Raw genomic sequence first — 24,939 nt, 5'->3', positions numbered from 1 at the left:
TTTTGTCGTTACTGGACGCGTGCCTACTCGCACTCTCCGATGAACCCGAGGTAGCACACCGCTTCGTGCGTGACGGCTGGCTCGTAGTCGTCGTTCGACACCTGACGTGTATCGATCTCAGGCGTCCGGTGAAGGCTGCCATAGCTGCCGAGCGTGGCCACGAAGTAGCCGTCGCCGTCCTGCGCCTTCATCTCGTCTATCGCCGCGCTGTACTCGGCGCACAGGCGGGTCGCGCTCTCGGTGAGCTCGACATCGACGCAGGCTGCCGTGTAGGTCGCGACCATGAGGTTCGTGCAGTCCGTCCAGTCCTGGTTCACGCTGCAGGGGTTCACGTCGTCCATCGTGACGTCGTAGCGCCCGGTCTCGTACTCCTCGCTGCGGAAGGTCTCTGGCTGCTCGGGTACATCGGTCTTGGTCCAGTGTCGCGCCGTGGCGAAGGCGAAGATCACGACGATCGCGGCGATGAGAAGGAGCGCGCCCACGATCGAGAGCGCCACCCAGAGACCGACACGCCTCTTCTGACCCGGAGGGCCGTCGGGCGCGGCCGTGTATCCCGGGTACACCGGCGGGCCTGCTGGCGCCGGGGCCTGCGTGGCGTACACGGGCGCCGTGTCGTATGCGGGAGGAGGTGCGTCGTACGCCGGAGGAGGTGCGTCGTATGCGGGGCCCGTGGGCGGCGGGGGAGCGGTCGGCTGGGTCGACACCCAGTAGGCGTACCAGCTCTGAGCGGACGCGGTGTCGTCGGCCACCTGTCGGGCTTCGAGGTCGGTGAGCTGCAACCCGAGTGGGGCGCGCAGATCTGCACGGGTCAGGGACGCACGGAACTCCTCGAATGACATCGCCATAGTCACGAGGATGGCAGACCATCGGGTGCCCGGACAATCCGATCGGCGCGATGCCGCTGCCGACGGAGCATGCCGTCCGGAGGGAGATATCGCCTAGCAGAGCGCGCCCGTGTCGCGCCATGCCCTTCACTGCCGTCGCCGGGCCGGGCATCGTGATCGCAGATGCCCGACGCGGCATGACAGGGAGGATGCCAATGGCACTCACGAGAGTCGTCCCCGGCGAGACGCCGGGAATTCGACGCGTGCGATCGGGCTCCGGCTTCCGATACGTCGATGCCGGTAACACGCCCGTGGCCGAGGCCGATCGAGAGCGCATCCGGGACCTCGCGATACCTCCCGCGTGGAAAGACGTGTGGATCGCCGCCGACCCCCTCGCTCACATTCAGGCGGTCGGCACAGACGATGCGGGCAGACGTCAGTATCTCTACCATCCCCTCTGGCGCACCGGCAGAGATCAGCGCAAGTTCGCCCGGGCGCTCAAACTGGCCGAGGCGCTGCCCGCCGCCAGGGCGAAGGTCACCCGTGCCATCGGTGAACCGGGACTGACACGTGACCGCGCCCTCGCCGTCTCCTTCCGGCTGCTGGACGACGCTGCACTGCGCATCGGCTCGGAGCGTTACCTGGTGAAACACGGCAGTCGCGGCCTGAGCACGCTTCGGCGACGGGACGTGCGGATCGACGGGAGTACGGTCGCGCTCAGCTTCCCTGCGAAGAGCAAGCAGCTCGCCTCGATCGAGATCACCGATGCGCCGCTCGCCGAGGCGCTGTCGGAGTTCGCCGTCGGTTCGCCGAAGGCTCCGCTGCTCGCCTATCGCAAGGGCCGTCGCCGGGTGCGCCTCACCTCGAGCGAGGTCAACGACTATCTACGGCAGGTGGCGGGATCGTCGTTCACCGCGAAGGACTTCCGCACGCTGCACGGTACGATCCTCGCGGCGGACGCGCTGGCGCGGATCGGCCGACTCGAGACGAAGACCGATCGACGGCGGGCCGAGCGCCTCGCTGTGCAGGCCACGGCGTCGGCGCTCGGCAACACTCTCGCGGTCGCCCGAGGGAGCTATATCGACCCGCGGGTCTTCCGGCTCTACGCGCGCGGTCGCACTCTCGACCTGTCGGTGTCGCCGGAGACTGCCATCCGCAAGCTCCTCGGGCGGTGAGGGGCGTCAGCTCTCGCGAGGGTAGGTGTAGAACCCCTCGCCCGTCGCGACCCCCAGCTTGCCGTGGTCGATGTACTGCTCCTTGAGCAGGTCTGCGAAGCGCTGCTGCTTCTCGCCGCCCATGCGCGAGATGTTGTAGGCGGTCGTCAGACCGACGATGTCGTAGATCTCGAAGGGCCTGCCGGCGCGCCCGTGCCGATCCGCCAGGTCGCGTCGATGTCCGCGGGCTCGGCGATGCCGTCGACGAGCAGCTCGGCCCCGGCCTGGAGGAAGGGCACGAGCAGCGAGTTCAGCAGGTAGCCCGCCTTCTCCTTCTTGATCTGGATGGGGACCATCCCGATCTGCGTCGCGAACTCGACGACCGTCTCGTAGACGGTGGGGTCGGTTGCGGGGGTTCCCATGACCTCGGCGGTGTTGTGCGACCAGATCTCGTTCGCGAAGTGGAGGGCGAGGAACCGGTCGGGGCGACCCGTCGATTCCGCGAGCGCGCTCGGCAGGAGGGTCGAGGAGTTGGTCGCGAAGATCGTGGTCGCCGGTGCGGCGTCGGCGAGGGTCCGGTAGATGCTCTGCTTGAGTTCGAGGTTCTCGGGCACCGCCTCGATGATGAGGTCAGCCGCAGCGGCTGCATCCGCGAGGTCGGACGTGAGCCGGATGCGGTCGATCGCGGCTTTCGCGCCGCCGTCAGCGGCATTCTCCACGCCGTCTGCGATGTAGCGCGAGGCGAGACCCTCGAATCGTTCGGCCGCGCGATCGAGCGCGGACTGATCGATGTCGTATGCGACGACGTCGAAACCGTGGAAGGCGGTCTGGAACGCGATCTGCGATCCGAGCACGCCGGTGCCGAGAACAGTGATGTTCTTCATTTCTCTTCTTCCTCTGGTGGCCTTGTGGGCCGTGGTCAGGCTTGTTCGTCGCCGCTGTCGAAACGCCGGAGATCATGCGCGAAGCGCTGCACCTCGTCATCCGTCCACTGCGCGAGATGGGCGTCGATGACGTCCTGCAGCGATCGCAGTGTGCCGCGGAATGCCTCTTCGCCCTCGGCGGTCAGCTCGAGCGGTCGGCCGCGTCCGGAGTTCGAAGGGGTCTCCTGCACGAGGCCGAGAGACATGAGTGCGGACAGCTGACGCGAAACGGTCGAGCGGTTCAGCCGGAACATCCGGGCGATGTCCGTCGACCGGATCCCGGGCTGGTCGGCGATCGCCATGACGATGGACTGGTCGGTCATCGAGAGCGTCGGCTCTCCCGCGCGGGCGTCGACCAGGCCGCGCCGCGTGATGGCGACGAGCGACTTCAGGACGGCGGCGCTGTCGGTTCGGCGTTCGTCTGACCCGGTCTCATGTTGCATAGCGCAACTCTACGCTCTTCTGTTGCGTAATGCAACGTACGTAGGTTCCGCAGGGCGGGAACGCGGATGAAAGGATGGAGGCATGGACACAGCCAATCTCTCTCGAGAGGAGACCGCGGCGCGATCCGCCGCCGTCTCCGTGCGCAGCATCCGCGTAGAACTCGACCTCACGGGTGCACCGGAGCGGGCACGCAGCGGGTTCTCCACGACCACGACCCTGGATTTCACCGCGACGGCGGACTCGACCTGGGTGGACTTCATCGGAGAGAGTGTCGAGAGGGTCGTCGTCAACGGCGTCGACCGCGATGTCGTCTACGACGGGTCGCGCATCGAGCTGAGCGGCCTCGGGACCGAGAACGTCGTCCGTGTCGAGGCTGTCGCGAGCTACAGCCGATCCGGCGAAGGCCTGCACCGGTTCCACGACCCGGTCGATGACCGCACCTACCTCTACACGCAGTACGAGCCCGCCGACTCGCGACGGGTGATGGCCTGCTTCGAGCAGCCCGACATCAAGGCGCCCTACACGTTCGTGATCGATGCTCCGGCGGGTTGGCAGGTGCTGTCGAACCAGGCGGCGGTCAGCGTCGACGCCGGCGTCGGCGTGCAACGTGTCGAGTTCGCTCCTACGCTTCCGATCTCCAGCTACATCACGTCCATCGCGGCGGGACCCTACGCTCGAGTCGACGGCGAGTGGCAGCGCGACGATCAGCGCATCGCGCTGGGCCTGTTCGCGCGACAGTCCCTCGCGCAGTACCTGGAGTCGGACGAGATCCTCGAGATCACCCGCCAGGGTCTCGATTTCTTCACCGACGCGTTCGCCTACCCCTATCCCTGGGGCAAGTACGACCAGATCTTCGTGCCCGAATACAACCTCGGCGCGATGGAGAACCCCGGCCTCGTGACATTCACAGAGTCCTACCTGTCGCGAGGGGCCGCCACGGATGCCCAGCGTGCCGCTCGCGCGAACACGATCCTGCATGAGATGGCGCACATGTGGTTCGGCGACCTGGTCACGATGAAGTGGTGGGACGACCTGTGGCTCAAGGAGTCGTTCGCCGACTACATGGGTTCGCACGCCTCGGCGGTGGCGACGCGCTTCCACGACGCCTGGGTGAAATTCGCTGCGAACCGCAAAGCGTGGGCGTACCAGCAGGACCAGTTGCCCACGACGCACCCGATCGTCGCGGACATCCCCGATCTCGAGGCGGCGAAGCTGAACTTCGACGGCATCACCTACGCCAAGGGTGCCGCCGTGCTCAAGCAGCTCGTCGCGTTCGTCGGCGACGAGGCGTTCTTCGAGGGCGCGCGGCGGTACTTCGCGGCGAACGCCTTCGGCAACACGACCCTCGACGACTTCCTCGTGCAGTTGAGTGCGGTCTCCGGGCGGGACATGACCGATTGGTCGCGTGCCTGGTTGCAGACCACCGGGGTCTCGACGCTGTGGGTGGAGCGGGATGCCGACGGCGGCGCCGCCGTCATGCAGAGCGACCCTCGGCCGCACCGCCTGCGCATCGGTCTCTACGATCGCGTCGACGGGAGGGTCGTCCGTCGCGATCAGATCGCGCTCGACATCGACGACGAGCGGACACCGGTCGTCATCCCGGCTGCGGATCTCGTGCTCCTCAATGATGACGACCTCACCTATGCCAAGGTGCGTCTCGATGACGCCTCTCTGGCGACGGTGCGGGAATCACTGTCTTCGCTCGACGATCCTCTCGCCAGGGCTGTCATCTGGTCATCGCTCTGGAACGCCACCCGCGACGGCGAGCTCGCGGTCGCTCGGTACGCCGAGATCGTTCGTGCCCACGCTCCGCGGGAGTCGAACATCGGCCTTCTCGCCGGCATCCTCGCGAATACGCTCTTCGCGATCCGCAACTACGCGAGCGATGACGCGCGACAGCGTGAGTTGACAGCATGGGTCGAGACCGCGTGGACTGCGCTCCAGGCATCCGATGCCGGCAGCGATGCACAGCTCTCCTGGGCGCGTGCGCTCGCATCGGCATCAGCTTTCGACGATGTGCGTGCAGACGACATCCGCGCGATCCTGCATGGCGATGCCCCCGACGGGCTCACGATCGACCCGGATCTGCGGTGGCAGCTCCTCACCGCCCTCGTCACCACGGGACACGCGGATGCCGATGCGGTGGCCGCGGAGCTGGAGTCCGACGACACGGGCAGCGGACGCACCGCTGCCCGCAGGGCCCTGGCCTCGCGTCCCGAACCGGACGTCCGGGCTGCCGCCTGGGACGCGGCGTGGAACGACGGATCGCTCAGCAACGATCATCTCGACGCGGTGATCGGCGGGTTCCGAGCCGGAGGACGCCGCGATCTCATCGAGAGGTTCGATGCCGAGTACTTCGGGCGGATCGGCGATGCGTGGGCGACACGGAGCATCGAGCTGGCGCAACGCCTCGTGGTCGGACTCTTCCCCGCCTCGCCCACACTCGATGCCGTGGATGCGTGGCTCGCGGACAACGACACGGCGCCCGCCGCTCTGCGCCGAATCGTCATCGAACAGCGCGACCACCTGGCTCGAGCTCTGCGCGTTCGAGCCGCGCAGAGCTAGTCCTCTTCGAGCGCGTCGGCCGTGCTCGCTCCGACGGCGAAGTACTCGGGCCTGTCATCGCTCTGAGTCATCAGGACGAGGGCGATGTACGCCGCCCAGCCTCTCGCGCGGGTCCAGGTGGCGTCGTCGTAACGCTCCTCGTCGCTCGCCGGAATGCCTCTCGGCCGCAGGCGTCGAAGAGCATCCAGGCCGAGGCGAGGTCGTAGGCGGGGTCGCCGACCGTGACATCGCCGAAGTCGATGAGCGCGGTGAGCGTGCCGTCGGCGACGAGCACGTTGCCCGGGTGCAGATCGCCATGGATCCAGACCTGCTCCGATGCGGGCGGCGCTGCGAGTGCCGCGACCCAGGCGTCGCGCAGTGCCGTCCGGCGGTCGAACGCGTCCAGACGTGGCCGAATGGCGGCGTCTCGAGTGGACAGGGCGCGTCCGCGCACCGGGTTGCGGGGAGCATCGACCGGCGCGGCGACGTGCAGCGCGCGCAGGGCGTCCGCGAGTCGGGGCGCCCAGGTCGCGTTGTCCGGGCGGGAGGACGCGAGCGCCGTCGTTCCGGGGATCCAGGGCAGAACGGACCAGGGTCGCGGAAAGTGCGCGCTCGGCTCGCCCACGATCACGGGGACGGGCGCACGGATGCCGACGGCGGCGAGAGCCGGGCCGTTCGTGCGCAGGGCACGCTGCTCGTGGGTGATGAGCGGCACCGAGAGATCGCGTCGAGGCAGTCGCACGGCGAGTTCGGAGCCGAGGCGCCACATCGAGTTGTCCCAGCCGTCGGCGAACAGCCTCAGCGGAAGCTCGGCGAGGGCGGGGTCCGTGCTTCGGAGGAGATCTCGTACGCCGCCCTCGTCGAGCGAGTACTCGGCAGAGGGGGAGTCCGCCACGTCAGATGTCGAGCGAGTCGCCCGGTTCGATTATCGAGAACTCGCCGCCGCCCTGCTCGGTCGCCCACTGCAGCCGCTGCCGGTGCATCGTCTTGCCCGCGACGGACAGCGTCATGTCGTGAGTGCCGAACGCCCGCCGTGGTTTCACGGCCAGGACGTAGTCCATGGCCTCGCCGATCTTCAGCCACGGCGCGCCGAGCGGTGCCGCGAGAGTGCCGACCTCGACGCCCTCGGGGATCGCGTACGAGTCGCCCGGATAGTAGAAGACATCGTTGATCAGCACGCCGACGTTCTCGACCACCGGCAGTGACGAGTGGATCACCTCATGCGTGCCGCCGAAGAAGCGGAGCGTGAACGCACCGACCTCCACCGTCTCGCCCGGAGCGACCACGGAGATGTCATAGCCGTCGGCCGCGCGCGCGACGCCCGCCGGGGCGTAGATCGGGGTGCCGGGGGCTGCGCGCAGGATCCGATCCAGGTGCTCGGGGGTCCAATGGTCGGGGTGCTCGTGAGTGATCACGACAGCGACGAGACCCGAGAGATCGTTCAGGGGAGAGGTGAACGAGCCCGGGTCGAGGAGAAGGACGTCATCGCCCTGCTGGATGCGAAGAGCGGCATGTTCGAATTTGGTGACGCGCATGAGATGAGTCAACTCCTTCAGGGGCGCCGTGGCAAACCCCTCGGCAGGTGCGCCACGCCCGGGATCTGAAGACCGTCCCGCTCGATTTGGCGACGTGAGAATCGTCGTGGCATACTTGAACAGTTGTCGCGGCACGGAAACGTTCCGCCAGACGGCCCCATCGTATAGCGGCCTAGTACGCTGCCCTCTCACGGCGGTAACGCGGGTTCGAATCCCGCTGGGGTCACAACAAGCGAAAGCCCTCGGTTCTCCGAGGGCTTTCGTCGTCTCCGCATCCATCATGTGGATCCGACGGCTGTACGCAGCGACATGCTCCGGAACGCGGGGTTGGCCAACGGCGCCACCATCGATGCCGTCATCGCTCCACCGAAGAGGGCGAAGGGAACCCAGAGCGCGGTGGTCGACGCGAGCAGACCGAACGCGGCCATCGCGAGCGGCATCAGGCAGTCGTCGCCCAACCGGGTGATGGAGCTCATGCGGCCGAGGTACGCGGTGTCGACGGTTGCCGAGAACGTGGCGCTGAGCAGCACCGATGCGTAGCCGGCGGTCGCACCGATGACGAAGGCAGCGACTCCGACACTCCACGCGGGACCCCAGCCGAGTGCGACGATGGCCATTCCCTGCAGCATCAGAGCACGGAATCCCGCGCGTGCCTCGCGCCGAGGCCGCCACCTGGCGACGGACACGGCGCCGATCGCCGCGCCGAGTCCCAACAGAGCTTCGAACAGCCCTACAGCCGGCGCGTCCCAGCCTTCGTCGTGTGCTCGGAGCGCGAGGCCGATCCCGACGGCCGGACCGACCGCGAGGTTGAGCCCCGAGAGGGCGATGACGAGCGTGCGGGTGGTCGGATGTGCGCCGAGGTGGGCGAATCCACCCGCGATGTCGCGAAGAGCGGACTGTCGGTCTGCCCGTGCGAGCAGGAACCGCGGTCTGAGCCAGATGGCGATGAACGCGATGACGACGGTGAAAGTCACCGCGTTCACTGCCGCGCTTCCGACGAGGCCCGCGGACGCGACGATCACACCGCCGACGGCCGCGCCGGCCATCGTTCCGAGTCGCGATGCGGTCTGCGAGAGAGCGCCGTAGGACGGCAGGTCAGCGGCTCGCACGAGCTGGCGGGCGACGGTGCCCGCCGAGGGCTCGTAGAAGGCGTCGCAGACGCCGAATGCGATGGCGGCGAGGAGGAGCACACCCACGGTGGGCGGCGCGGAGAGCACCCAGAGCGCCACCGTCACGAGAACGCCCACCCGGACGGCGTTGAACAGCATCATCACTCGGCGCGCGTCCGTGCGGTCGGCGATCATGCCGCCGAACAGCAGGACGACCGCGCGAGGCAGAGTGCCGGCGGCGACGATGAGTCCTGCGACCGCAGGCGAGGCCGTCTGGACGGCGGTCCACGCCAGCGCGAGCGTCCACAGGGCGTCGCCCGCGTCCGAGAGCGCCTTGACGAGGATCCACGCATGCACTCGATGGTCTCGTCGGAACGCCGGCGGCTCGACGAGCTGCACAGGGTCTGCGGCGGTCATGGTGTCGTCGGGAAGGCGTGCGCGAAGAAGAAGATCGGTGTCCGCTGCTGCCCGTCTTCGAGATCGACCGAGTCGCGCCAGTCCTTCAGCGTCGCCGACAGCCTCGAGCTGAGGTCGCGCAGCTCGTCCGGCGTCGCCCAGGCCGTGGTCTCGGTGTTCGAGGCGTCATAGCCGGCGACGGCCGGATCATCGTGCCGGCGCTGCCAGCGTTGGAGGCGCTCGATCTGCATCCGGATGTTCTGCCGTTGCGCTTCGCGCGCCAGAAGCGCGTCGGCGGGGGAGTCCGCGAAGTCTTCCGCCGACCAGGTCAGGCCGCGACGGGCGATCTTCCACCAGCTCGTGCGCCGGTCGCCCGACGGGTCCTCGGCGCGCTCGACGAGGCCCGCCCGCTCCAGCATGCGCAGATGATGGCTGATGCTGCCGACCTGCGCATCGAGCGACCGGGCGAGTGCCGTCACCTGCGATGTGCCGTACAGCAGCAGGTAGTCGTAGATGCGTCGGCGCAGCGGGTGGTGCACGGCGGTGACGACCGAGATGTCTTCCATGAACGTCACGTTAGAACCGGTTCCCGATTCTCACAAGAGTTCTTGTATACCCCGGAAATCCGGGATTTCACGGGTGATCTCAGCCGTCGGTACCCGACGCGTCGGAGCCTCGACGACCGCGGCGTGCTCGGCGGACGCCCCATATGATCAGCACGACCAGTCCGGCCACTGCGAGCCACGGAAGCAGGAATCCGACAGAGACCACCAGGGCGTTCAGCGAGACCACGAGCCCGTTCCATCCCGCGACGAGCCCATCGGAGAATCCTGCGGGATCGGCCGTCGTCGGCGCGGCGGTGCGGGTCAGCTGCACCGAGAGACTCGACATCCCGACCTGGTCCTCGAGCGAGGCGAGCTGCTGCTCGTACGACTCGAGCTGCGCCTGACGATCGGTCAGCGCCACCTCCGCCTCGATGAGCTCCGCGACGGTGCCGGTCTGGGACATGAGCTCGCTGAGTCGCTGGACGGATGCCCTGGTCGCATCGATGCGCGCTCGCAGATCGATCGCGGTCGAGGTCACATCCTGCTGCGCGATGGAGGAGGAGAGCACCTCGCCGGATTCGGTGAGCTCATCGATGACGGCGGGAAGATCCGCCGACGGCACGCGGATGCTGATCCAGCCGTACTCCGAGTCCGCGGCGACAGGATCGGAGGAGGCGTCCACGGCAGGGGTCCCGCCGATCTCGGTGCTCTCGACGTAGCCGCCATGCGACTCTGCGAGTGCCCCGATGGCGACTGCGGCGTCCGAGACGTCCTTCACCTCCACTGTGGCGTTGGCCGTGGCGATGATCTCACGATCACCCGCTGCGACATCTCCGGCGACCGCGCCCGACTCGGCTGACTCGGTCAGAGCCGAGGGCGCGCTCTGGTCGACGGCGCCCGAGCGAGCGTCCTCGACGACAATCACGCCTCCGCCGTCGGCCGAGCTCGTCGCCGAACCGCCGACCGCGGTGAGGATGGGCGGGGTGATGAGGACGCCGATGACGAACGCCGCGGCGATGCCCGTGCCGGTGAGCCACCGACGACGACGAACGCGACCGCGCTTCTCTGCAGGCGACTGCCGCGGCTGCTCGGCGGCGATGTCCTCGAACACGGCTCTCTCGATGCGCTCCACTGCGGCATCGGTGAGCTCGGGCAGTGGCTCGGTGGAGGTGTCGTTCATGCGTCGCTCGCTTCCTTCACGGCACCACGCAGTCGGGTGCGGACTCGGGAGAGACGGTTCCGGACGATGGCGTGGCTCACGCCGAGCTCCTCGGCCGCAGCCTGGTAGGCGTAGCCTTCCGCGGCGCAGAGGCGGAAGATCGCGCGATCGAGGTCGCTGAGGGTGCCGACCTCGGCCGCGATCCGCTCTGCGAGATCCGCGGTGATCACCTGCTCCTCCACGCTGACCGTCGAGGGGAGGGTCTCATCGACCGCATCCGCGGTGTTGGCCTGGTCGCGTCTGCGCTGGCGCAGGCGGTTCGCGGCCTGGAAGCGGCAGATCGTCGCGAGCCACGGGAGGATGGAGTCTCCCTGCAGCTCGAACCCCGGCAGCTTCCGCCACGCCGTGACGAAGGTCTCCTGAGTCACGTCCTCGGCATCCGCGGCGGCGCCGACGATCCCGTGTGCGATCCAGTAGACCGGGCGGGCGTACGCGCGGTACAGCTCGCGGAAGGCGCTCTCGTCACCTGCCGCGGCCCGCGCCGCCACTCTCTGGTCACTCGTCTGCACTGGCATCCCGATTCCGTTCGGTGTCTCTCACCCAGGAAGTGTCGGTCGACGCCCCATCGTCTCAGATCGGTGGCGGCGGCATCCGCAAGCGTCTTCGACTCCGCTACCATTGCTGAGGCGAGAGGGAGTATCCCGCAAGCGCATCCACCGTCATCACGAGCACCGACATCGCTGCTCCGGTCGTGCGACGCACTCTGTGCGTGGGAGAGACTTTCGGCGTTTTTCCGACCCTCCCGAAAGGTGCTGTACGCCCTTGGAAATCCCTGTCTGGTTCGAGATCACCTCGATGATCGTCCTCACGATCATCCTGATCGGCGACCTGCTTCTGATCCGACTTCGTCCCCACATCCCCTCGACCAAGGAGTCGACCCTGTGGGTGGTGTTCTACGTCGGACTCGCGCTGCTCTTCGCGGTTCTTCTCGGAAACGTCGCAGGCTGGCGAAACGCCGGCGACTTCATCACCGGCTGGGCGCTCGAATACAGCCTCTCGATCGACAACCTCTTCGTCTTCGTGCTGATCATGGCGCAGTTCGCGGTGCCGCGACGCTTGCAGCAGCAGGTGCTGATGGTCGGCATCATCATCGCCCTCGTCCTCCGCGGAGCGTTCATCCTCGTCGGCGTCACGATCGTCGAGCACTTCTCGCCGATCTTCTACATCTTCGGTGCCTTCCTCATCTACACCGCGATCAAGCAGGCGATGCCCGAGGGCGAGCACGAAGACGATGTGAAGAAGGAGAACTTCATCGTGCGCCTGCTGCGGCGCCGCATCGACATCAGCGAGGAGTACGACGGCTCGAAGCTGCGCACGACCGTCGACGGCAAGCGCATGTGGACGCCGATGGTCATCGTGTTCATCACGATCGGCGTCACCGACCTGATCTTCGCGATCGACTCGATCCCGGCGATCTTCGAGATCACCACCAACGGGTTCCTCGTCTTCGCTGCGAACATCTTCGCGCTCATGGGTCTGCGCCAGCTCTACTTCCTGCTCGGTGATCTGCTCGATCGTCTGCGCTACCTCCACTACGGGATCGCGGTCATCCTCGGATTCATCGGCATCAAGCTGATCCTTCACGCGCTGCACGAGAACGAGCTGCCGTTCATCAACGGCGGTCAGCATGTCGAGTGGGTTCCCGACATCGACAACATGGTGTCGCTGGGCGTCATCGTCGTGGCGATGACCGTGGCCACCGTCGCCAGCCTCATCGCCTCGTCTCGGGAGAAGCGGGCGCAGCGGGTCAGCCCGACGGTCGAGTGAGGCGGTCGCTCTCCGCGGCGCCCGCGATTCCCGCGACGAGCAGGAGACGTGTCACTCCGCTGTCCAGAGCGCCTCGGCGTCGAGCGTGAGATCGATCACCTGACGCAGCAGAGCGCCCACCGTGGTGGACTGCAGCAGCGTGTACTGGTCGTATTCGCCCAGCGGCGCGATGGCGGCGAGCTGCCAGGCGGCCGCGAGCGGTTCTTCCGACAGCTCGGTGTCGGCGTCCCAGGGCGAGTCGGTGCGTGCCAGCACCCGGCGCACGATCGCCTCGGCTTCGGTGCGCAGGGGGTGAGGGCATCGTTCCAGGTCAGCTCGGGCAGCGGGGTCACCTCTGCGCGCGGGTAAGGAGCTTCGTCCAGCCACTGCTCGACGGTGAACCGTGCCGTGCCGACCGCCAGGGTGTGCAGCACCTGGGCATCCGCCGCCACGCTCGCCAGGCGCGCCATCGTGCCGAATCCACTGCGGCGGTCGCCACCGCCGACCTCATGTCCGCGCTCGATGAGCACGACGCCGAACTGAGGGTCGTCCTCGTCGAGCAGCTGCCCGATCATGGTGAGGTACCGCGGCTCGAACACGCGGAGCGGGAGCGGGGTGTACGGGAAGAGCACCGACCCCAGCGGGAACATCGGTATTTCTGACATGGCCCCAGTCAACACCGTGCGACGTACAGTGAACAGATGCGCAGACCCCGCCCTCTCATGCCCTCGCCCGGTCAGGAATCCGTCTGGGACTATCCTCGACCGCCGAAGGTCGAGCCCGTGGCTGCGCGCATCACCGTTCGCCTCGGCGGCGAGCTCATCGCCGACACGCGCGACGCGGTGCGAGTCCTCGAGACGAGCCATCCTCCCGTGTACTACCTGCCGATCGCCGACTTCACCGCGGGCTCGCTCTCTGACGCGCCGGGCTCCTCGTTCTGCGAGTTCAAGGGAGCCGCACGCTACCTCGATGTGCGAGGTGGAGCGCAGACGGCGGCCGGGGCCGCCTGGAACTACCCGAATCCCTCTCGAGGTTTCGAGATGCTGGCAGACCGGGTCGCCGTCTATGCGGGTCCGATGGACGAGTGCACGGTGGGGGACGAGGTCGTCACACCGCAGCCGGGCGGGTTCTACGGCGGGTGGGTCACGTCGACGGTCGTCGGCCCCTTCAAGGGTGAACCCGGCACCCTGGGCTGGTGACCCTGCTCGCCTACGCGTCAGAACGCGCGGAGGTTCGCCTGCAGCCCTCCGTCGACGTAGTCCCGGCGCAGGATGCCCCGGCGTCGAAGAACGGGCACGAGTTCATCCAGCGTCCGATGCAGCGTGACGGGGTGGAAGTCGCCCCACAGCAGGACGCCGTCGTTGCCCCACTCGCCGAGCTCTTCGATCAGATCTGCGAACTCCTCGGCAGTGCCGACGAAACCCGAGCGATCGGAGATGCGGCCCGTCCGAGCGAGCGCGGCGAGATGGACTCGTAGAGGAGCATCGTCTCCGCGGTCGCCGATCAGGCGCTGGATGCTCCCGCGCGAGACGTGCTCGCCGAAGATCTCGAGGTCGAGTGGTCTGTCGAGATCGAGCGAGGTCAGATCCGTCTCCAGGTCGCTGGACTGCTTGCGTGCGATCTGCACGAGGGTCGCGTCGTCGGGATGCGCGGAGGCGGCGACGATTCGGTCGGCCTCCTCGGCGGATGATGTGATCACCGGCTGGATCGCGAACAGGATCTTGATGTCGTCCGGCGAGCGTCCGGCGGCGATCGCCGCATCGTGGATCTTCGCTCGATAGGCACGCACCGAGGCCTGGTCCAGCGGCGCGAGGGCGAGCTGCACATCGGAGTTGGCGCCGGCGAATCCGAGGCCGCGGCCGGAGCCGCCGGGGAGACGATCGACGGCTCCCCGTCGGTGAACGGCACGGCGTTCAACGGGCCGTCGAAGTCGAAGTGCGTTCCGCGGTGCTGCACGGAGCGCAGCGTCGATCCGTCGGCGAACACGTCGGTCTCGCGATCGCGGACCAGTGCACCGTCGTCCCAGCTGCGCCAGAGCGAGCGGATGCCGGCGAGCCATTCTTCGGCGCGGTCGTATGCCGCATCGTGCCCGAGCTGTTCCGCGGCGGAGAAATGTCGCGCACTGCCGGTGTCGGTCACCACGTTGAGCCCGAGGCGGTGGCCACTGAGGTGCTGAAGCGTGGAGAACTGTCGAGCCGCGGTATACGGCAGGTACGCCGCCGGGTTCACGGTGGGCACGACCCCGAGATGCCGTGTCGCCTGGAAGAGGTAGGGAGCGAGCAGCAGCGGGTCGTGCTTGGGGCCGCCGAAGGCATGGCGCACCCGGAGGTCGATCGTGTCGGGAGAGCCGAGCGACGGCGCGTCCTCGATGATGAGGAGGTCGAAGCCTGCCTGCTCGAGTGTGCGAGCCGCCTCCTGGTAGATCTCCGGACGGGTCCAGTCGTAGTCCCAGTCCAGCGACGGATAGCCCCACCCCTGCGGGCCGAAGCCGCGTGCCAGGAACCACCCGAAGTGCTGGGGCCTGGTCATGAGACGGCCTCTCGTGCGGGTTCCAGGACTCGGGCCAGGTCGCCGAGGAGGTCGGCGACGTCTTCGATGCCGACCGACAGCCGCAGGGTTCCTTGCTGCACTCCGAGGACGTCGCGCTCCTCGGGCGTGCGATGCGAGTGGCTGGTGGTCGCGGGGTGCAGCACCAGCGAGCGCACGTCGCCGATGTGGGTCATGTGCGTGAACACGTCGACGCTCTCGACGAAGTCGCGTGCGGCGTCGAGGCCCTCGCGGAGCGTGAAGGTGAAGATCGAGCCGTACCCTCCCGAGAGGTACCTCTCGGCGAGGCCGTGGTCGGGATGCGTGTCGAGGCCGACGTAGTCGACGCTCTCGACCGCTTCCTGCGCGGCGAGCCAGCGGGCGATCTCGAGGGCGTTCCGGGACTGCCGCTCGACCCGCAGACCGAGGGTCTCGGCGCCCTGTCCGATCAGGAACGCGTTGAGCGGCGACGGGGACGCGCCGAATCGCGGAGCGACGGACTCGCGCGCGTAGGCGATGCGCGCGTTGCCGCCATGACGCGAAGCCACGCTCGGGAACCCGCCGCGCCCCGGAAGAACGAGATGCGGAGCGTTGTGCCCCGCCTTCGCCGGGTCGAAGCGACCGTCGTCGAGGATCACGCCTCCGAGCACCGACCCGTGACCGGCGAGGAACTTCGAGGCGGAGTGCACCACCATGGCGGCGCCGTGCTCGAGCGGCCGGAGCAGGAACGGCGTCGCGAGGGTGTTGTCGACGATGAGCGGGATGGCGAACTCGTCGGCGACCGCGCTCACCGCGGAGATGTCGAGGATGTCGTTGCGCGCGTTCGCGATGGATTCGCCGAACAGCGCCCGGGTGGTCGGGCGGATCGCACCCCGCCAGGCGCCGGGATCGGCGATGTCGTCGATGAACGTCGTCTCGATGCCGAGGCGAGCGAGGTTGTCGAGCAGAAGCCCTCGCGTGCCTTCGTAGATGTGCGTCGAGGAGACGATGTGATCGCCCGCTCCGGCGACGGTCAGCAGTGCGGTGACGACCGCGGCCTGGCCGCTGGCGACGAGCACGGCCTCTGCGGCGGATTCGAGTGCGGCGAGCTGGCGCTCGACGGCGTGCACCGTCGGATTCCCCGTGCGCGTGTATCCGAACCCCGCGCCGGTGCCGAAGTGGTCGGCGGCGTGGTCGAAGTCGTCGAACTCGAAGCCCGCCGTCAGGTAGATCGGCGTCGCCCTCGACGATGCGGGCCCCTGATTCCGGGCCGCGTGGACCGCTCTCGTGGCGAATCCGGTGCTGTCTTCGGTCATGCGGGTGCCTCTCGAAGGTGTGGGTGACAGTAGCGTGTCACGCGGAGACTCCGGGCGCTGAAGCGGTGGTAATCTGACGTCATGCGGATCGTGCTCCTTCTTAGCGGCCGCGACGAGACCTCGTTCTGAGCCCCTCCTCGTCGCGGAGTCCATCGTGGGCCGAACCGCCAGCTTCAGGAGACACGCAATGAACACCCCCGCAGCAGACACTGCTCCCGTCCGTCCCAGGACCCTCGCCGAGAAGGTCTGGGACGACCATCTCGTCGTCAAGGGCGAGAACGGCGAGCCGGACCTCATCTACATCGATCTGCACCTGGTGCATGAGGTGACGAGCCCGCAGGCGTTCGACGGACTGCGATCGGAGGGGCGACCGTTGCGGCGCCTCGACCTGACGATCGCCACCGAGGACCACAACACGCCGACCTGGGACATCGACAAGCCCATCGCCGACCTCACGAGCCGCACGCAGATCGAGACGCTGCGCCGCAACGCCGCGGAGTTCGGCGTGCGTCTGCACTCGCTCGGCGACGCCGAACAGGGCATCGTCCACGTCGTGGGGCCGCAGCTCGGTCTCACCATGCCCGGCATCACGGTGGTCTGCGGCGACTCGCACACATCGACGCACGGCGCGTTCGGCGCCATGGCCTTCGGCATCGGCACGAGCGAGGTCGAGCATGTCATGGCGACGCAGACGTTGCCGCTGAAGCCGTTCAAGACCATGGCGATCAACGTCGAGGGCACGCTGCGACCCGGCGTCACCGCGAAGGACATCATCCTCGCGGTGATCGCGAAGATCACCACCGGCGGCGGTCAGGGCTACGTCCTGGAGTTCCGCGGCAGCGCGATCCGGGCGTTGTCGATGGAGGGCCGGATGACGATCTGCAACATGTCGATCGAGGCCGGCGCTCGTGCCGGCATGGTCGCGCCCGACGAGACGACCTTCGAGTACCTGAAGGGTCGCCCGCACGCCCCGAAGGGGCAGGACTGGGACGACGCCGTCGCGTACTGGCGAACGCTGCCGACGGATGAGGGGGCGACGTTCGACGCCGAGGTCTTCATCGATGCCGATGAGCTCGAGCCGTTCGTGACGTGGGGCACCAACCCCGGTCAGGGCAGCTCGCTGTCGGCGGCGGTTCCCGACCCGGCAGAGATCGCCGATGCCAATGAGCGTGCCGCAGCCGAGCGGGCCCTCGAGTACATGGATCTGACGCCTGGCACGCCTCTCAAGGAGGTGCCGGTCGACGCCGTCTTCATGGGGTCGTGCACGAACAGCCGCATCGAGGATCTCCGCGCGTTCGCGTCGATCGTCGAAGGCAAGAAGAAGGCCGACGGCGTCCGCGTCATGGTCGTTCCCGGCTCTGCCCGGGTGCGGCTGGAGGCGGAGGCCGAAGGGCTCGACAAGATCATCAAGGACTTCGGAGCCGAGTGGCGATTCGCGGGGTGCTCGATGTGCCTCGGGATGAACCCCGATCAGCTCGCGCCGGGGGAGCGCTGCGCGTCGACCTCCAACCGCAACTTCGAGGGCCGGCAGGGCAAGGGTGGACGCACGCACCTGGTGTCGCCGCTCGTCGCCGCCGCGACCGCGATCCGCGGCACGCTGTCGAGTCCGAGCGACCTGAACGAGATGGCGGAGGTCTGACCATGGAGAAGTTCACCACCCACACCGGCATCGCCGCCCCGCTGAAGCGCTCGAACGTCGACACGGACCAGATCATCCCCGCCGTGTTCCTCAAGCGGGTCACGAAGACCGGCTTCGAGGACGCACTGTTCCACGGCTGGCGTCAGGATCCCGAGTTCGTGCTCAACCAGCCGGCTTTCCAGGGCGCATCGGTGCTCGTCGCCGGCCCCGACTTCGGCACCGGATCCAGCCGCGAGCACGCCGTCTGGGCGCTGCGCGACTTCGGCTTCGCGGTGGTCCTGAGCCCGCGCTTCGCCGACATCTTCCGGGGCAACTCGGGCAAGCAGGGGCTCCTCGCCGCCACCATCTCCGAAGAGGATCTCGAGCGGATCTGGGCCGAGATCGACCGGAATCCCGGGGCTTCGATCACGGTCGACCTCGAGGCGCGAGTCGCATCGATCGGTGAGATCCAGGCTGACCTCGGGATCGACGATTACACTAGATGGCGGCTCCTCGAAGGGCTCGATGACATCGGGCTCACCCTGCGTAACGAAGACAAGATCGCGCAGTTCGAGGCCCGTCGCGAGTCGTGGCGGCCCCGGACCCTTCCCGTTCAGCAGTGAACGGCGGGGCGGGGGAGCCGAGGGCGACCCCGCCCCGAATTCCGTTGAATGAAGTGAGGCTCCGAATGACGACACCTGTGCGCGACGCTCTTCCGGACGGAGTCCCCCCACTCACCGGAGACGTCCTCGCCATTCGCGGAGGGCGCGCGCTGCGCGGCCGCGTCGACGTCAAGGGCGCGAAGAACCTCGCGACCAAGGCGATGGTCGCGTCCCTGCTCGGAGAGACCGTCAGCGTGCTGCGCGACGTGCCGGCCATCAGCGACGTCGCGGTCGTCCGCTCGCTGCTCGAGGTCCATGGCGTGCGGGTCTCCGACGGCGATGAGCCCGGAGCTCTCGTCTTCGACCCCAGCGACGTCGAGTCGGCCCACTTCGAGGAGATCGACGCTCACGCGGGTGCCTCGCGCATCCCGATCCTCTTCTGCGGCCCGCTGCTGCACCGTCTCGGTCAGGCCTTCATCCCCGACCTGGGCGGCTGCCGCATCGGCGACCGCCCGATCGACTTCCATCTGGACGCGCTCCGCAAGTTCGGCGCCATCGTCGAGAAGCTGCCGAGCGGCATCCGCCTGTCGACGGGTGGTGCGCGCCTGCACGGTGCGAACATCCACCTCCCGTACCCGAGTGTCGGAGCGACCGAGCAGGTGCTGCTCACGGCCGTTCGCGCCGAGGGCACCACGGAGCTTCGCAACGCCGCCATCGAGCCCGAGATCATGGATCTGATCGCGGTGCTGCAGAAGATGGGCGCGATCATCTCCTACGAGCCGAACCGCGTCATCCTCATCGAGGGTGTCGAGACGCTTCGGGGGTACGACCACCGCTCGATCTTCGACCGCAACGAAGCCGCATCCTGGGCGTCCGCCGCACTCGCCACCGACGGCGAGATCTTCGTGGGCGGCGCGAAGCAGCAGGAGATGCTCACGTTCCTCAACGTGTTCCGCAAGGCAGGCGGATGGTTCGACATCAAGGAGGACGGGATCCTGTTCCGTCGCGACGGCGAGCTCAAGCCGGTCATCGTCGAGACCGACGTGCACCCCGGATTCATGACCGACTGGCAGCAGCCTCTCGTCGTGGCGCTCACTCAGGCCAAGGGCCGCTCGGTCGTGCACGAGACGGTCTACGAGAACCGTCTGGGCTTCACCGAGGCGCTCGTCAAGATGGGCGCCGACATCGTCGTGCACCCCCGCGGACTGCAGGACGGAGCCCGTCGTGTCCCGCGCCGGGACCTCGAGCAGGCCGCCGTCATCACTGGCCCGACGCCGCTGCACGCCGCAGACATCGTCGTTCCCGACCTTCGCGGCGGATACAGCCACGTCATCGCGGCGCTGACCGCCGAAGGCGAGTCGAGGGTGTCCGGAGTGGACATCCTCAGCCGCGGCTACGAGAAGTTCCTCGCCAAGCTCGATGCCGTGGGCGCCGACTTCGACGTCATCCGGTGACCCCGATGGGTTCCCGCTCGACGGAGACCACGCGACCGAGTGCGTTCTGGCCGGTCGCGGCGATCGCCGTGCCGCTGATCTCGCTCGTCGCGAAGCTCCGCATCACGGGAAGCGAGAAGCTCCCGCGTGAGGGAGCGTACGTTCTCGCCCCGAACCACTACTCCGAGTTCGATCCGCTCGTGGTCGCACTCGCGGTGTGGCGCATCGGTCGAGCTCCGCGCTTCATGGCGAAGGAGAGTCTCTTCAAGGTTCCTGTGCTCGGAGCCGTGCTCCGCGCGACAGGAATGGTCCCCGTGGCACGCGCCTCGTCGGCATCCGCGGCGAAGCAGACGCTCAAGCAGTCGGCCGAGCTCGTCGAGCACGGTCGCGGTGTGATCGTCTATCCGGAGGGCACGCTGACCCGCGACCCCGACATGTGGCCGATGCGCGGAAAGTCCGGGGCTGTCCGGCTCGCGCTGACCGACGGCATCCCGCTCATCCCGATGGCCCACTGGGGCACCCAGCGGATCATGGGGCGCTACCAGAAGGGGCTCAGCCTCTGGCCGCTGCGCAAGCCCGTGGACGTCGTCATCGGCGATCCCGTCGATCTGTCGGACCTCCGTGGTCGTGCGGGCGAGGCATCGGCGCTGAACGAAGCCACCGAACGACTGATGCAGGCCATCACGGCGTTGCTCGAGGACCTGCGTGACGAGAAGGCTCCGGCCGAGCGCTGGAACCCGTCCGCCCATGGACAGAAGGAGACGGGTCGCCTTGACTCCTAAGCGCAACGCTCCCGCAGGACCACGCGTCGCGGTGATCGGTGCCGGAAGCTGGGGCACCACGTTCGGAAAGATCCTCGCCGACGGCGGGGCGCAGGTCACGATGTGGGCGCGCCGAGCCGAACTCGCCCACGAGATCGACGAGGCCAAGCGCAACTCCCGCTATCTGCCCGGCATCAACCTGCCGCGCACGATGTCCGCGACGCACGAGCTGGCGATCGCGCTCCGCGATGTCGACCAGGTGTACCTCTCGGTGCCGAGTCAGTCGCTGCGGGAGAACCTCAAGGCGCTTCGGCCGCTGCTCGCCGACAACGACGCCAAGATCGTCAGCCTGATGAAGGGCGTCGAGCGCACGACGGGGCTCCGGATGAGCCAGGTCATCGAGCAGGAGCTGCGCTGCGATCCCGACCGTATCGCGGTCGCCTCCGGGCCGAACCTCGCGCTCGAGATCGCTCGCGAGCAGCCCACGGCCGCCGTGATCTCCTCACGCAGTCGGGAGACCGCCGAGGAGGTCGCGCGCGCGGCACGTAACAGCTACTTCCGGACGTTCGTGAACACCGACGTGATCGGCACGGAGTTCGGGGAGTGCTGAAGAACCTCATCGCGGTGGCCATCGGCATCGTCGACGGCGTCGGGTACGGCGAGAACACCAAGGCGTCGATCATCACCCGCGGGCTCGTGGAGATGACCGATTTCGCCGTCGCCAACGGCGCTCACCCCGAGACCCTGCAGGGACTCGCGGGCCTGGGCGACCTCATCGCGACATGTCAGTCCCCGCTGAGCCGCAACAACACGGCCGGGCGCCTGCTCGGCCAGGGATACAGCTTCCAGGACGTCGTGAAGCAGATGCAGCAGACCGCTGAGGGCCTCGCGTCCGTGGCGCCCGTGCTGCAACTCGCCCGCGAGTCCGACGTGCACATGCCCATCGTCGAGCAGGTGAAGATGGTGCTCGACGGCAAGATGAACCCCCGTGACATCGCACCCCACCTGACGACGGACGACGACACCCCGCAGGGTGAGAGGACCAACCATGGACAAGCAGACGGTGGTGGTGCTCTTCGGAGGGCGCTCCAGCGAGCATTCGATCAGTTCCGCAACAGCGGGCGGAGTGCTGGGCGCGATTGATCGCGATCGGTACGCCGTGATCCCGGTCGGGATCACCCGCGACGGCGCCTTCGTCCTCGAGGACGACGACCCGGCGAAGTTCCCGCTGGATGCCGCTCACCTGCCCGAGGTCGCCGACAACGGCACACGGGTGCTGTGGCCGGAACCCGGCGGAGATCGCAGCCTGCGCGTCGTGCGCACCGACGGCACCACCGAATCCCTCGGCGAGATCGATATCGTGCTGCCGATCCTCCACGGCCCGCACGGCGAGGACGGCACCATCCAGGGGTACTTCGACACCCTCGAGGTCCCCTACGCCGGCGGCGGGGTGCTCGACTCCGCACTGTGCATGGACAAGCACTTCATGAAGATCGCGCTGCGGGCCGCCGGTATCGCGGTGGCGGCCGGACTGACGGTGCGCGCGCGCCAGTGGGAACAGGATGCCGTCGCGATCCGCGACTCGGCGGCGGCGCTCGGCCTGCCGCTCTTCGTGAAGCCGGCTCGCGCGGGATCCAGCGTGGGCGTCTCGAAGGTCGAGAGCGCCGACGAGCTCGATGCGGCGCTGGCGATCGCGTTCGCAGAAGACGACAAGGTCCTGATCGAGGCGGGCGTGGTCGGCCGCGAGATCGAGGTCGCCGTGCTCGAAGGTGCCGACGGCGTCCGAGCGTCGCTTCCTGGCGAGATCGTGCTGACGACTCGAGGGTTCTACGACTTCGAGGGAAAGTACCTCGGCGGCGACGGCGTCGACGTCGTGTGCCCGGCGGAGCTCGAGGATTCCGAGGTCGCGGCCATTCAGGATGCGGCAGTCCGTGCGTTCGAGGCGGTGGACGGGCGAGGTCTTGCGCGCGTCGACATGTTCCTCACTCCTACGGGAGAGCTGGTGGTCAACGAGCTGAACACGATGCCGGGATTCACTCCGATCTCGATGTTCCCGAAGTGCTGGGTGGCCTCCGGACTCAGCTACGGTGACCTGATCTCCGAGTTGATCGAGGCGGGCCTGCGCCGCTGACCCTCGACGGGTCAGCCTTCGGTCGATCCGTCGTCCGGGTTCTCCTCGGTGGGCACCCGGTCGGTGCAGCGTGCCGTGGCGGGCGCGAGGCCCGACTGGATGCTCGTGGAGAGGCTCTCGACGACCGTACGGAAGTCGATCTCCTCGCCACGGCGGATGATCACCTCGATGGCGGGTTCGCGACCGTACGTCACGAGGCGCTGCCGGTCTTCCTCCTGATCGAGAACGAGCCAGTCGACGCTGCCGATGGTCGTGCACACCTCTGTCGACGGCGCGGGCGGTTCGACGCCGCAGCGCAGCACGACGGTCGGGTCGCCCCAGGCTCCGGTCGCTTGAGCATCGGTCCACACCCGATCGAGATCGCCGACGGCGTCGGGGAGGAGCACGGACACTTCGGCGCAGGCCGGATCGTTGGCGTCCTCAGCGGGTTCGAGGTGGATCGTCGTCGAGCAGCCGGACAGTGCGGCGAGGAGGACCAGCGAGCCCGCGACGACGGCGAGACGGCGAGAGCGGGGCATGCATCCAGGCTACCTTTGACTGCATGTCCTCCCGACCTCGCGACGATGATCCGACCCTCGGCGAACTGTCGGAGGGGGAGATCCTCAGAGCGATTCTGGTGAGGACCGCGCGGGCCTCTCACACGCTCGTCGGACCCGGCGACGATGCGGCGGTGATCGCCGCTCCCTCGGGTTCGGTGGTCGCCACGACGGACACTCTCGTGCACGGCCCGGACTTCCGGCTCGCGTGGTCGTCGGGGTACGACCTCGGTTGGAAGGCCGCCGCCGTCAACCTCGCCGACGTGGCGGCCATGGGCGCACGGCCGACGGCGCTCCTGGTGGCGCTGGCCGTTCCCCGCGACCTTCGACTGTCGTTCATCGAGCGCCTCGCAGACGGCTTCCGAGAAGCCTGCGCCGCACTCGCACCGGGATGCGCGGTGGTCGGCGGCGATCTCACGGTCTCGGACGTCCTGACCGTGGCGGTCACCGCGCTCGGCGATCTCGAGGGCCGGCCGCCCGTGACCCGGTCGGGTGCACGGGTCGGTGACGCGGTCGCGGTCGCAGGCGAACTGGGGCACGCCGCTCACGGACTCTCGGTGCTCTTCGGAAGGTTCCGTGAGGGGGAGGCGCCGGTCCCCGTCGATGCGTCCCTGCTCGCCCCGGGTGAGAGCGCTGCTCTGGCGGCTCAGCTCCGTCCATCGCCGCCGATCGGTCTCGGCCCTTTCGCTGCCACTGCGGGCGCGACCGCGATGATGGACATCTCAGACGGGCTCGCGCTCGACGCGCGACGGATGGCAGCGGCCTCCGAGGTCACCATCGCACTCGACAGCGCAGCCCTCGGCGACAGCCCCCAGCGAGCTCTCGCCGGTGGCGAGGATCACGCCCTTCTCGCCTGCTTCCCGCCGGGGATCGTGCCGGCGGGCTTCCGCGTCATCGGCACTGTCGTGCCCCGGGGCGAGCACGAGCTGCTGGTCGACGGCGCACCCGCGGATGTCAGCGGCTGGGATCCCTATCGCGACTGGGACTCGGCCTCGGGCTGAGACGACTCCGTCGCGGGAGCGGGCTCGGCCCACCAGAGCGCGGTGTCGCCGTAGGCCTTCTCGCGGATCAGCTCCAGTCCGGCCGCAGCGAGGTCGGGAGGGGTCGATCGCCGGGCGCGCTCGATGATCACGAGGGCGTCGGGAGCGAGAAGCGGCGCGAGCGTGACGAGGTCCGCCGTCATCGCCTCGTCGTCGAGGTCGTACGGGGGATCCGAGAACACGAGGTCGTACGGGCCGGAGGCGCGCAGCAGGAACGATCGGACGGTGCTCTGGTGCACCCTCGCGCTCGGCGCTCCGGCCTTCGCGACGGTGGCGGCGTTGCGGCGGACCACCGACGCCGCCTCTCGGCCGTGCTCGACGAGATCCGCGCTCGTCGCGCCGCGGCTGAGGGTCTCCAGTCCCAGCGCACCCGAGCCGGCATAGAGGTCGAGTACCCGCGCGCCGACGATGGCGTCCGCCGACTCCAGCGCTCCGAAGAGCGACTCCCGCACGCGGTCGCTGGTGGGTCTCGTTCCCGCGCGGGGCACGTCGAGCCGCGCGCCGCGCGCTGTTCCGGCGATGATCCTCGTCACCCGTTCACGATACGACAGCTGCGGC

At 68.2% G+C, this 24,939-nt stretch carries 22 protein-coding genes, 1 tRNA gene and 4 pseudogenes; 12 read left to right on the top strand and 15 right to left on the bottom strand.

Annotation, left to right across the window (positions count from 1 at the left end; genetic code table 11):
• Window positions 1–23: 23 nt before the first annotated feature.
• Entirely contained in the window at window positions 24–845 is an 822-nt protein-coding gene (locus ACZZ93_RS03395; RefSeq protein WP_072591174.1) for a hypothetical protein, read from the bottom strand.
• A gap of 194 nt (window positions 846–1,039) precedes the next feature.
• On the opposite strand from ACZZ93_RS03395, the gene ACZZ93_RS03390 reads away from it, so the two are divergent.
• A complete protein-coding gene (locus tag ACZZ93_RS03390) occupies window positions 1,040–1,999 on the top strand; it encodes a DNA topoisomerase IB (protein ID WP_431739069.1) in 960 nt (319 codons plus the stop codon).
• Window positions 2,000–2,005: 6 nt separating this feature from the next.
• On the opposite strand, the pseudogene ACZZ93_RS03385 reads toward ACZZ93_RS03390, so the two are convergent.
• Window positions 2,006–2,862: pseudogene (locus ACZZ93_RS03385) on the bottom strand (3-hydroxyacyl-CoA dehydrogenase).
• 35 nt (window positions 2,863–2,897) lie between these two features.
• On the bottom strand, window positions 2,898–3,344 hold the full coding sequence (locus ACZZ93_RS03380) for a MarR family winged helix-turn-helix transcriptional regulator (RefSeq protein ID WP_053095875.1): 447 nt from the start codon (window positions 3,342–3,344) through the stop codon (window positions 2,898–2,900).
• 82 nt (window positions 3,345–3,426) lie between these two features.
• Here ACZZ93_RS03380 and pepN point away from each other — a divergent pair, with 82 nt between their 5' ends.
• Window positions 3,427–5,910 carry an aminopeptidase N gene (gene pepN, locus ACZZ93_RS03375; RefSeq protein WP_463510465.1) on the top strand — a complete coding sequence of 828 codons (2,484 nt, stop codon included), beginning with the start codon at window positions 3,427–3,429 and terminating at the stop codon, window positions 5,908–5,910.
• Window positions 5,911–5,980: 70 nt separating this feature from the next.
• Here the strand turns inward: pepN and ACZZ93_RS03370 are convergent, their stop codons facing one another.
• Window positions 5,981–6,784 (bottom strand): aminoglycoside phosphotransferase family protein, encoded by an 804-nt coding sequence (locus ACZZ93_RS03370; RefSeq protein WP_463510464.1) that lies wholly within the window; start codon window positions 6,782–6,784, stop codon window positions 5,981–5,983.
• Between the two features lies 1 nt (window position 6,785).
• Window positions 6,786–7,424 (bottom strand): MBL fold metallo-hydrolase, encoded by a 639-nt coding sequence (locus ACZZ93_RS03365; protein WP_463510463.1) that lies wholly within the window; start codon window positions 7,422–7,424, stop codon window positions 6,786–6,788.
• Between the two features lie 153 nt (window positions 7,425–7,577).
• On the opposite strand from ACZZ93_RS03365, the gene ACZZ93_RS03360 reads away from it, so the two are divergent.
• A tRNA-Glu gene (locus ACZZ93_RS03360) sits at window positions 7,578–7,650 on the top strand.
• Window positions 7,651–7,702: 52 nt separating this feature from the next.
• Here the strand turns inward: ACZZ93_RS03360 and ACZZ93_RS03355 are convergent.
• From ACZZ93_RS03355 to ACZZ93_RS03340, 4 genes are all read right to left on the bottom strand, one after another.
• The gene (locus ACZZ93_RS03355; protein WP_463510462.1) at window positions 7,703–8,950 is read right to left on the bottom strand and encodes an MFS transporter; all 1,248 of its coding nucleotides are present in this window, start codon (window positions 8,948–8,950) and stop codon (window positions 7,703–7,705) included.
• On the bottom strand, window positions 8,947–9,495 hold the full coding sequence (locus ACZZ93_RS03350; RefSeq protein ID WP_463510461.1) for an ArsR/SmtB family transcription factor: 549 nt from the start codon (window positions 9,493–9,495) through the stop codon (window positions 8,947–8,949). The genes ACZZ93_RS03355 and ACZZ93_RS03350 overlap by 4 nt, the downstream gene beginning before the upstream one ends.
• A 79-nt stretch (window positions 9,496–9,574) precedes the next feature.
• Window positions 9,575–10,654, bottom strand: a complete 1,080-nt coding sequence (locus tag ACZZ93_RS03345) for a DUF4349 domain-containing protein (RefSeq protein WP_463510460.1) — start codon at window positions 10,652–10,654, stop codon at window positions 9,575–9,577.
• Window positions 10,651–11,208 carry an RNA polymerase sigma factor gene (locus tag ACZZ93_RS03340; protein ID WP_056278648.1) on the bottom strand — a complete coding sequence of 186 codons (558 nt, stop codon included), beginning with the start codon at window positions 11,206–11,208 and terminating at the stop codon, window positions 10,651–10,653. The genes ACZZ93_RS03345 and ACZZ93_RS03340 overlap by 4 nt, the downstream gene beginning before the upstream one ends.
• 247 nt (window positions 11,209–11,455) lie before the next feature.
• Between ACZZ93_RS03340 and ACZZ93_RS03335 the strand changes: the two genes are divergently transcribed.
• Complete coding sequence (locus ACZZ93_RS03335) at window positions 11,456–12,460, top strand: TerC/Alx family metal homeostasis membrane protein (protein WP_053095882.1); 1,005 nt, start codon at window positions 11,456–11,458, stop codon at window positions 12,458–12,460.
• Window positions 12,461–12,511: 51 nt separating this feature from the next.
• On the opposite strand, the gene ACZZ93_RS03330 is transcribed toward ACZZ93_RS03335, so the two are convergent.
• Window positions 12,512–12,715 carry a hypothetical protein gene (locus ACZZ93_RS03330; protein WP_463511776.1) on the bottom strand — a complete coding sequence of 68 codons (204 nt, stop codon included), beginning with the start codon at window positions 12,713–12,715 and terminating at the stop codon, window positions 12,512–12,514.
• A 119-nt stretch (window positions 12,716–12,834) separates the two neighbouring features.
• A pseudogene (locus tag ACZZ93_RS03325) lies at window positions 12,835–13,089 on the bottom strand (LON peptidase substrate-binding domain-containing protein); the annotation flags it as partial.
• Between the two features lie 51 nt (window positions 13,090–13,140).
• On the opposite strand from ACZZ93_RS03325, the gene ACZZ93_RS03320 reads away from it, so the two are divergent.
• Entirely contained in the window at window positions 13,141–13,638 is a 498-nt protein-coding gene (locus tag ACZZ93_RS03320; protein ID WP_295100346.1) for a DUF427 domain-containing protein, read from the top strand.
• Between the two features lie 17 nt (window positions 13,639–13,655).
• On the opposite strand, the pseudogene ACZZ93_RS03315 reads toward ACZZ93_RS03320, so the two are convergent.
• Together ACZZ93_RS03315 and ACZZ93_RS03310 are read right to left on the bottom strand one after the other, a co-directional pair.
• Window positions 13,656–14,968 (bottom strand): annotated as a pseudogene (locus ACZZ93_RS03315) (LLM class flavin-dependent oxidoreductase).
• Window positions 14,965–16,260 (bottom strand): O-acetylhomoserine aminocarboxypropyltransferase/cysteine synthase family protein, encoded by a 1,296-nt coding sequence (locus ACZZ93_RS03310; RefSeq protein WP_463510459.1) that lies wholly within the window; start codon window positions 16,258–16,260, stop codon window positions 14,965–14,967. The pseudogene ACZZ93_RS03315 and the gene ACZZ93_RS03310 overlap by 4 nt, the downstream one beginning before the upstream one ends.
• Before the next feature lie 187 nt (window positions 16,261–16,447).
• Between ACZZ93_RS03310 and leuC the strand changes: the two genes are divergently transcribed.
• The 6 genes and pseudogenes from leuC (at window position 16,448) to ACZZ93_RS03280 (ending at window position 22,805) form a co-directional block, all read left to right on the top strand.
• The gene (leuC, locus tag ACZZ93_RS03305) at window positions 16,448–17,899 is read left to right on the top strand and encodes a 3-isopropylmalate dehydratase large subunit (protein ID WP_056278653.1); all 1,452 of its coding nucleotides are present in this window, start codon (window positions 16,448–16,450) and stop codon (window positions 17,897–17,899) included.
• Between the two features lie 2 nt (window positions 17,900–17,901).
• Window positions 17,902–18,501: a 3-isopropylmalate dehydratase small subunit gene (gene leuD, locus ACZZ93_RS03300; RefSeq protein WP_072591193.1), complete on the top strand. Its 600-nt coding sequence runs from the start codon at window positions 17,902–17,904 to the stop codon at window positions 18,499–18,501.
• Between the two features lie 65 nt (window positions 18,502–18,566).
• The gene (gene murA / locus ACZZ93_RS03295; RefSeq protein ID WP_463510458.1) at window positions 18,567–19,934 is read left to right on the top strand and encodes a UDP-N-acetylglucosamine 1-carboxyvinyltransferase; all 1,368 of its coding nucleotides are present in this window, start codon (window positions 18,567–18,569) and stop codon (window positions 19,932–19,934) included.
• A gap of 5 nt (window positions 19,935–19,939) precedes the next feature.
• On the top strand, window positions 19,940–20,695 hold the full coding sequence (locus tag ACZZ93_RS03290; protein WP_053095891.1) for a lysophospholipid acyltransferase family protein: 756 nt from the start codon (window positions 19,940–19,942) through the stop codon (window positions 20,693–20,695).
• A pseudogene (locus ACZZ93_RS03285) lies at window positions 20,661–21,817 on the top strand (NAD(P)H-dependent glycerol-3-phosphate dehydrogenase). The gene ACZZ93_RS03290 and the pseudogene ACZZ93_RS03285 overlap by 35 nt, the downstream one beginning before the upstream one ends.
• A complete protein-coding gene (locus ACZZ93_RS03280; protein ID WP_053095895.1) occupies window positions 21,723–22,805 on the top strand; it encodes a D-alanine--D-alanine ligase family protein in 1,083 nt (360 codons plus the stop codon). Before ACZZ93_RS03285 ends, ACZZ93_RS03280 begins: the two are co-directional and overlap by 95 nt.
• Before the next feature lie 11 nt (window positions 22,806–22,816).
• Here ACZZ93_RS03280 and ACZZ93_RS03275 read toward each other — a convergent pair whose 3' ends face one another.
• A complete protein-coding gene (locus tag ACZZ93_RS03275) occupies window positions 22,817–23,323 on the bottom strand; it encodes a DUF3515 family protein (RefSeq protein WP_053095897.1) in 507 nt (168 codons plus the stop codon).
• A gap of 23 nt (window positions 23,324–23,346) precedes the next feature.
• Here ACZZ93_RS03275 and thiL point away from each other — a divergent pair, with 23 nt between their 5' ends.
• Window positions 23,347–24,342 carry a thiamine-phosphate kinase gene (gene thiL, locus ACZZ93_RS03270; RefSeq protein ID WP_363522965.1) on the top strand — a complete coding sequence of 332 codons (996 nt, stop codon included), beginning with the start codon at window positions 23,347–23,349 and terminating at the stop codon, window positions 24,340–24,342.
• Here thiL and rsmD read toward each other — a convergent pair.
• A complete protein-coding gene (gene rsmD / locus ACZZ93_RS03265) occupies window positions 24,312–24,914 on the bottom strand; it encodes a 16S rRNA (guanine(966)-N(2))-methyltransferase RsmD (protein WP_372983599.1) in 603 nt (200 codons plus the stop codon). The genes thiL and rsmD overlap by 31 nt on opposite strands.
• Window positions 24,915–24,939 lie beyond the last annotated feature (25 nt).

The organism is Microbacterium sp. AC026 (assembly GCF_979258475.1).
Note: the sequence above shows the minus strand (reverse complement) of the source record. Positions and strands in the feature narration are given on the sequence as shown.

Excerpts from the sequence above, each read along its gene's own strand:
- ACZZ93_RS03395 (WP_072591174.1), bottom strand. The coding sequence starts at position 845 with ATGGCGATGTCATTCGAGGAGTTCCGTGCGTCCCTGACCCGTGCAGAT.
- ACZZ93_RS03390 (WP_431739069.1), top strand. The coding sequence starts at position 1,040 with ATGGCACTCACGAGAGTCGTCCCCGGCGAGACGCCGGGAATTCGACGC.
- ACZZ93_RS03380 (WP_053095875.1), bottom strand. The coding sequence starts at position 3,344 with ATGCAACATGAGACCGGGTCAGACGAACGCCGAACCGACAGCGCCGCC.
- pepN (WP_463510465.1), top strand. The coding sequence starts at position 3,427 with ATGGACACAGCCAATCTCTCTCGAGAGGAGACCGCGGCGCGATCCGCC.
- ACZZ93_RS03365 (WP_463510463.1), bottom strand. The coding sequence starts at position 7,424 with ATGCGCGTCACCAAATTCGAACATGCCGCTCTTCGCATCCAGCAGGGC.
- ACZZ93_RS03355 (WP_463510462.1), bottom strand. The coding sequence starts at position 8,950 with ATGACCGCCGCAGACCCTGTGCAGCTCGTCGAGCCGCCGGCGTTCCGA.
- ACZZ93_RS03350 (WP_463510461.1), bottom strand. The coding sequence starts at position 9,495 with ATGGAAGACATCTCGGTCGTCACCGCCGTGCACCACCCGCTGCGCCGA.
- ACZZ93_RS03345 (WP_463510460.1), bottom strand. The coding sequence starts at position 10,654 with ATGAACGACACCTCCACCGAGCCACTGCCCGAGCTCACCGATGCCGCA.
- ACZZ93_RS03340 (WP_056278648.1), bottom strand. The coding sequence starts at position 11,208 with ATGCCAGTGCAGACGAGTGACCAGAGAGTGGCGGCGCGGGCCGCGGCA.
- ACZZ93_RS03320 (WP_295100346.1), top strand. The coding sequence starts at position 13,141 with ATGCGCAGACCCCGCCCTCTCATGCCCTCGCCCGGTCAGGAATCCGTC.
- ACZZ93_RS03310 (WP_463510459.1), bottom strand. The coding sequence starts at position 16,260 with ATGACCGAAGACAGCACCGGATTCGCCACGAGAGCGGTCCACGCGGCC.
- leuC (WP_056278653.1), top strand. The coding sequence starts at position 16,448 with ATGAACACCCCCGCAGCAGACACTGCTCCCGTCCGTCCCAGGACCCTC.
- leuD (WP_072591193.1), top strand. The coding sequence starts at position 17,902 with ATGGAGAAGTTCACCACCCACACCGGCATCGCCGCCCCGCTGAAGCGC.
- murA (WP_463510458.1), top strand. The coding sequence starts at position 18,567 with ATGACGACACCTGTGCGCGACGCTCTTCCGGACGGAGTCCCCCCACTC.
- ACZZ93_RS03290 (WP_053095891.1), top strand. The coding sequence starts at position 19,940 with ATGGGTTCCCGCTCGACGGAGACCACGCGACCGAGTGCGTTCTGGCCG.
- ACZZ93_RS03280 (WP_053095895.1), top strand. The coding sequence starts at position 21,723 with ATGGACAAGCAGACGGTGGTGGTGCTCTTCGGAGGGCGCTCCAGCGAG.
- ACZZ93_RS03275 (WP_053095897.1), bottom strand. The coding sequence starts at position 23,323 with ATGCCCCGCTCTCGCCGTCTCGCCGTCGTCGCGGGCTCGCTGGTCCTC.
- thiL (WP_363522965.1), top strand. The coding sequence starts at position 23,347 with ATGTCCTCCCGACCTCGCGACGATGATCCGACCCTCGGCGAACTGTCG.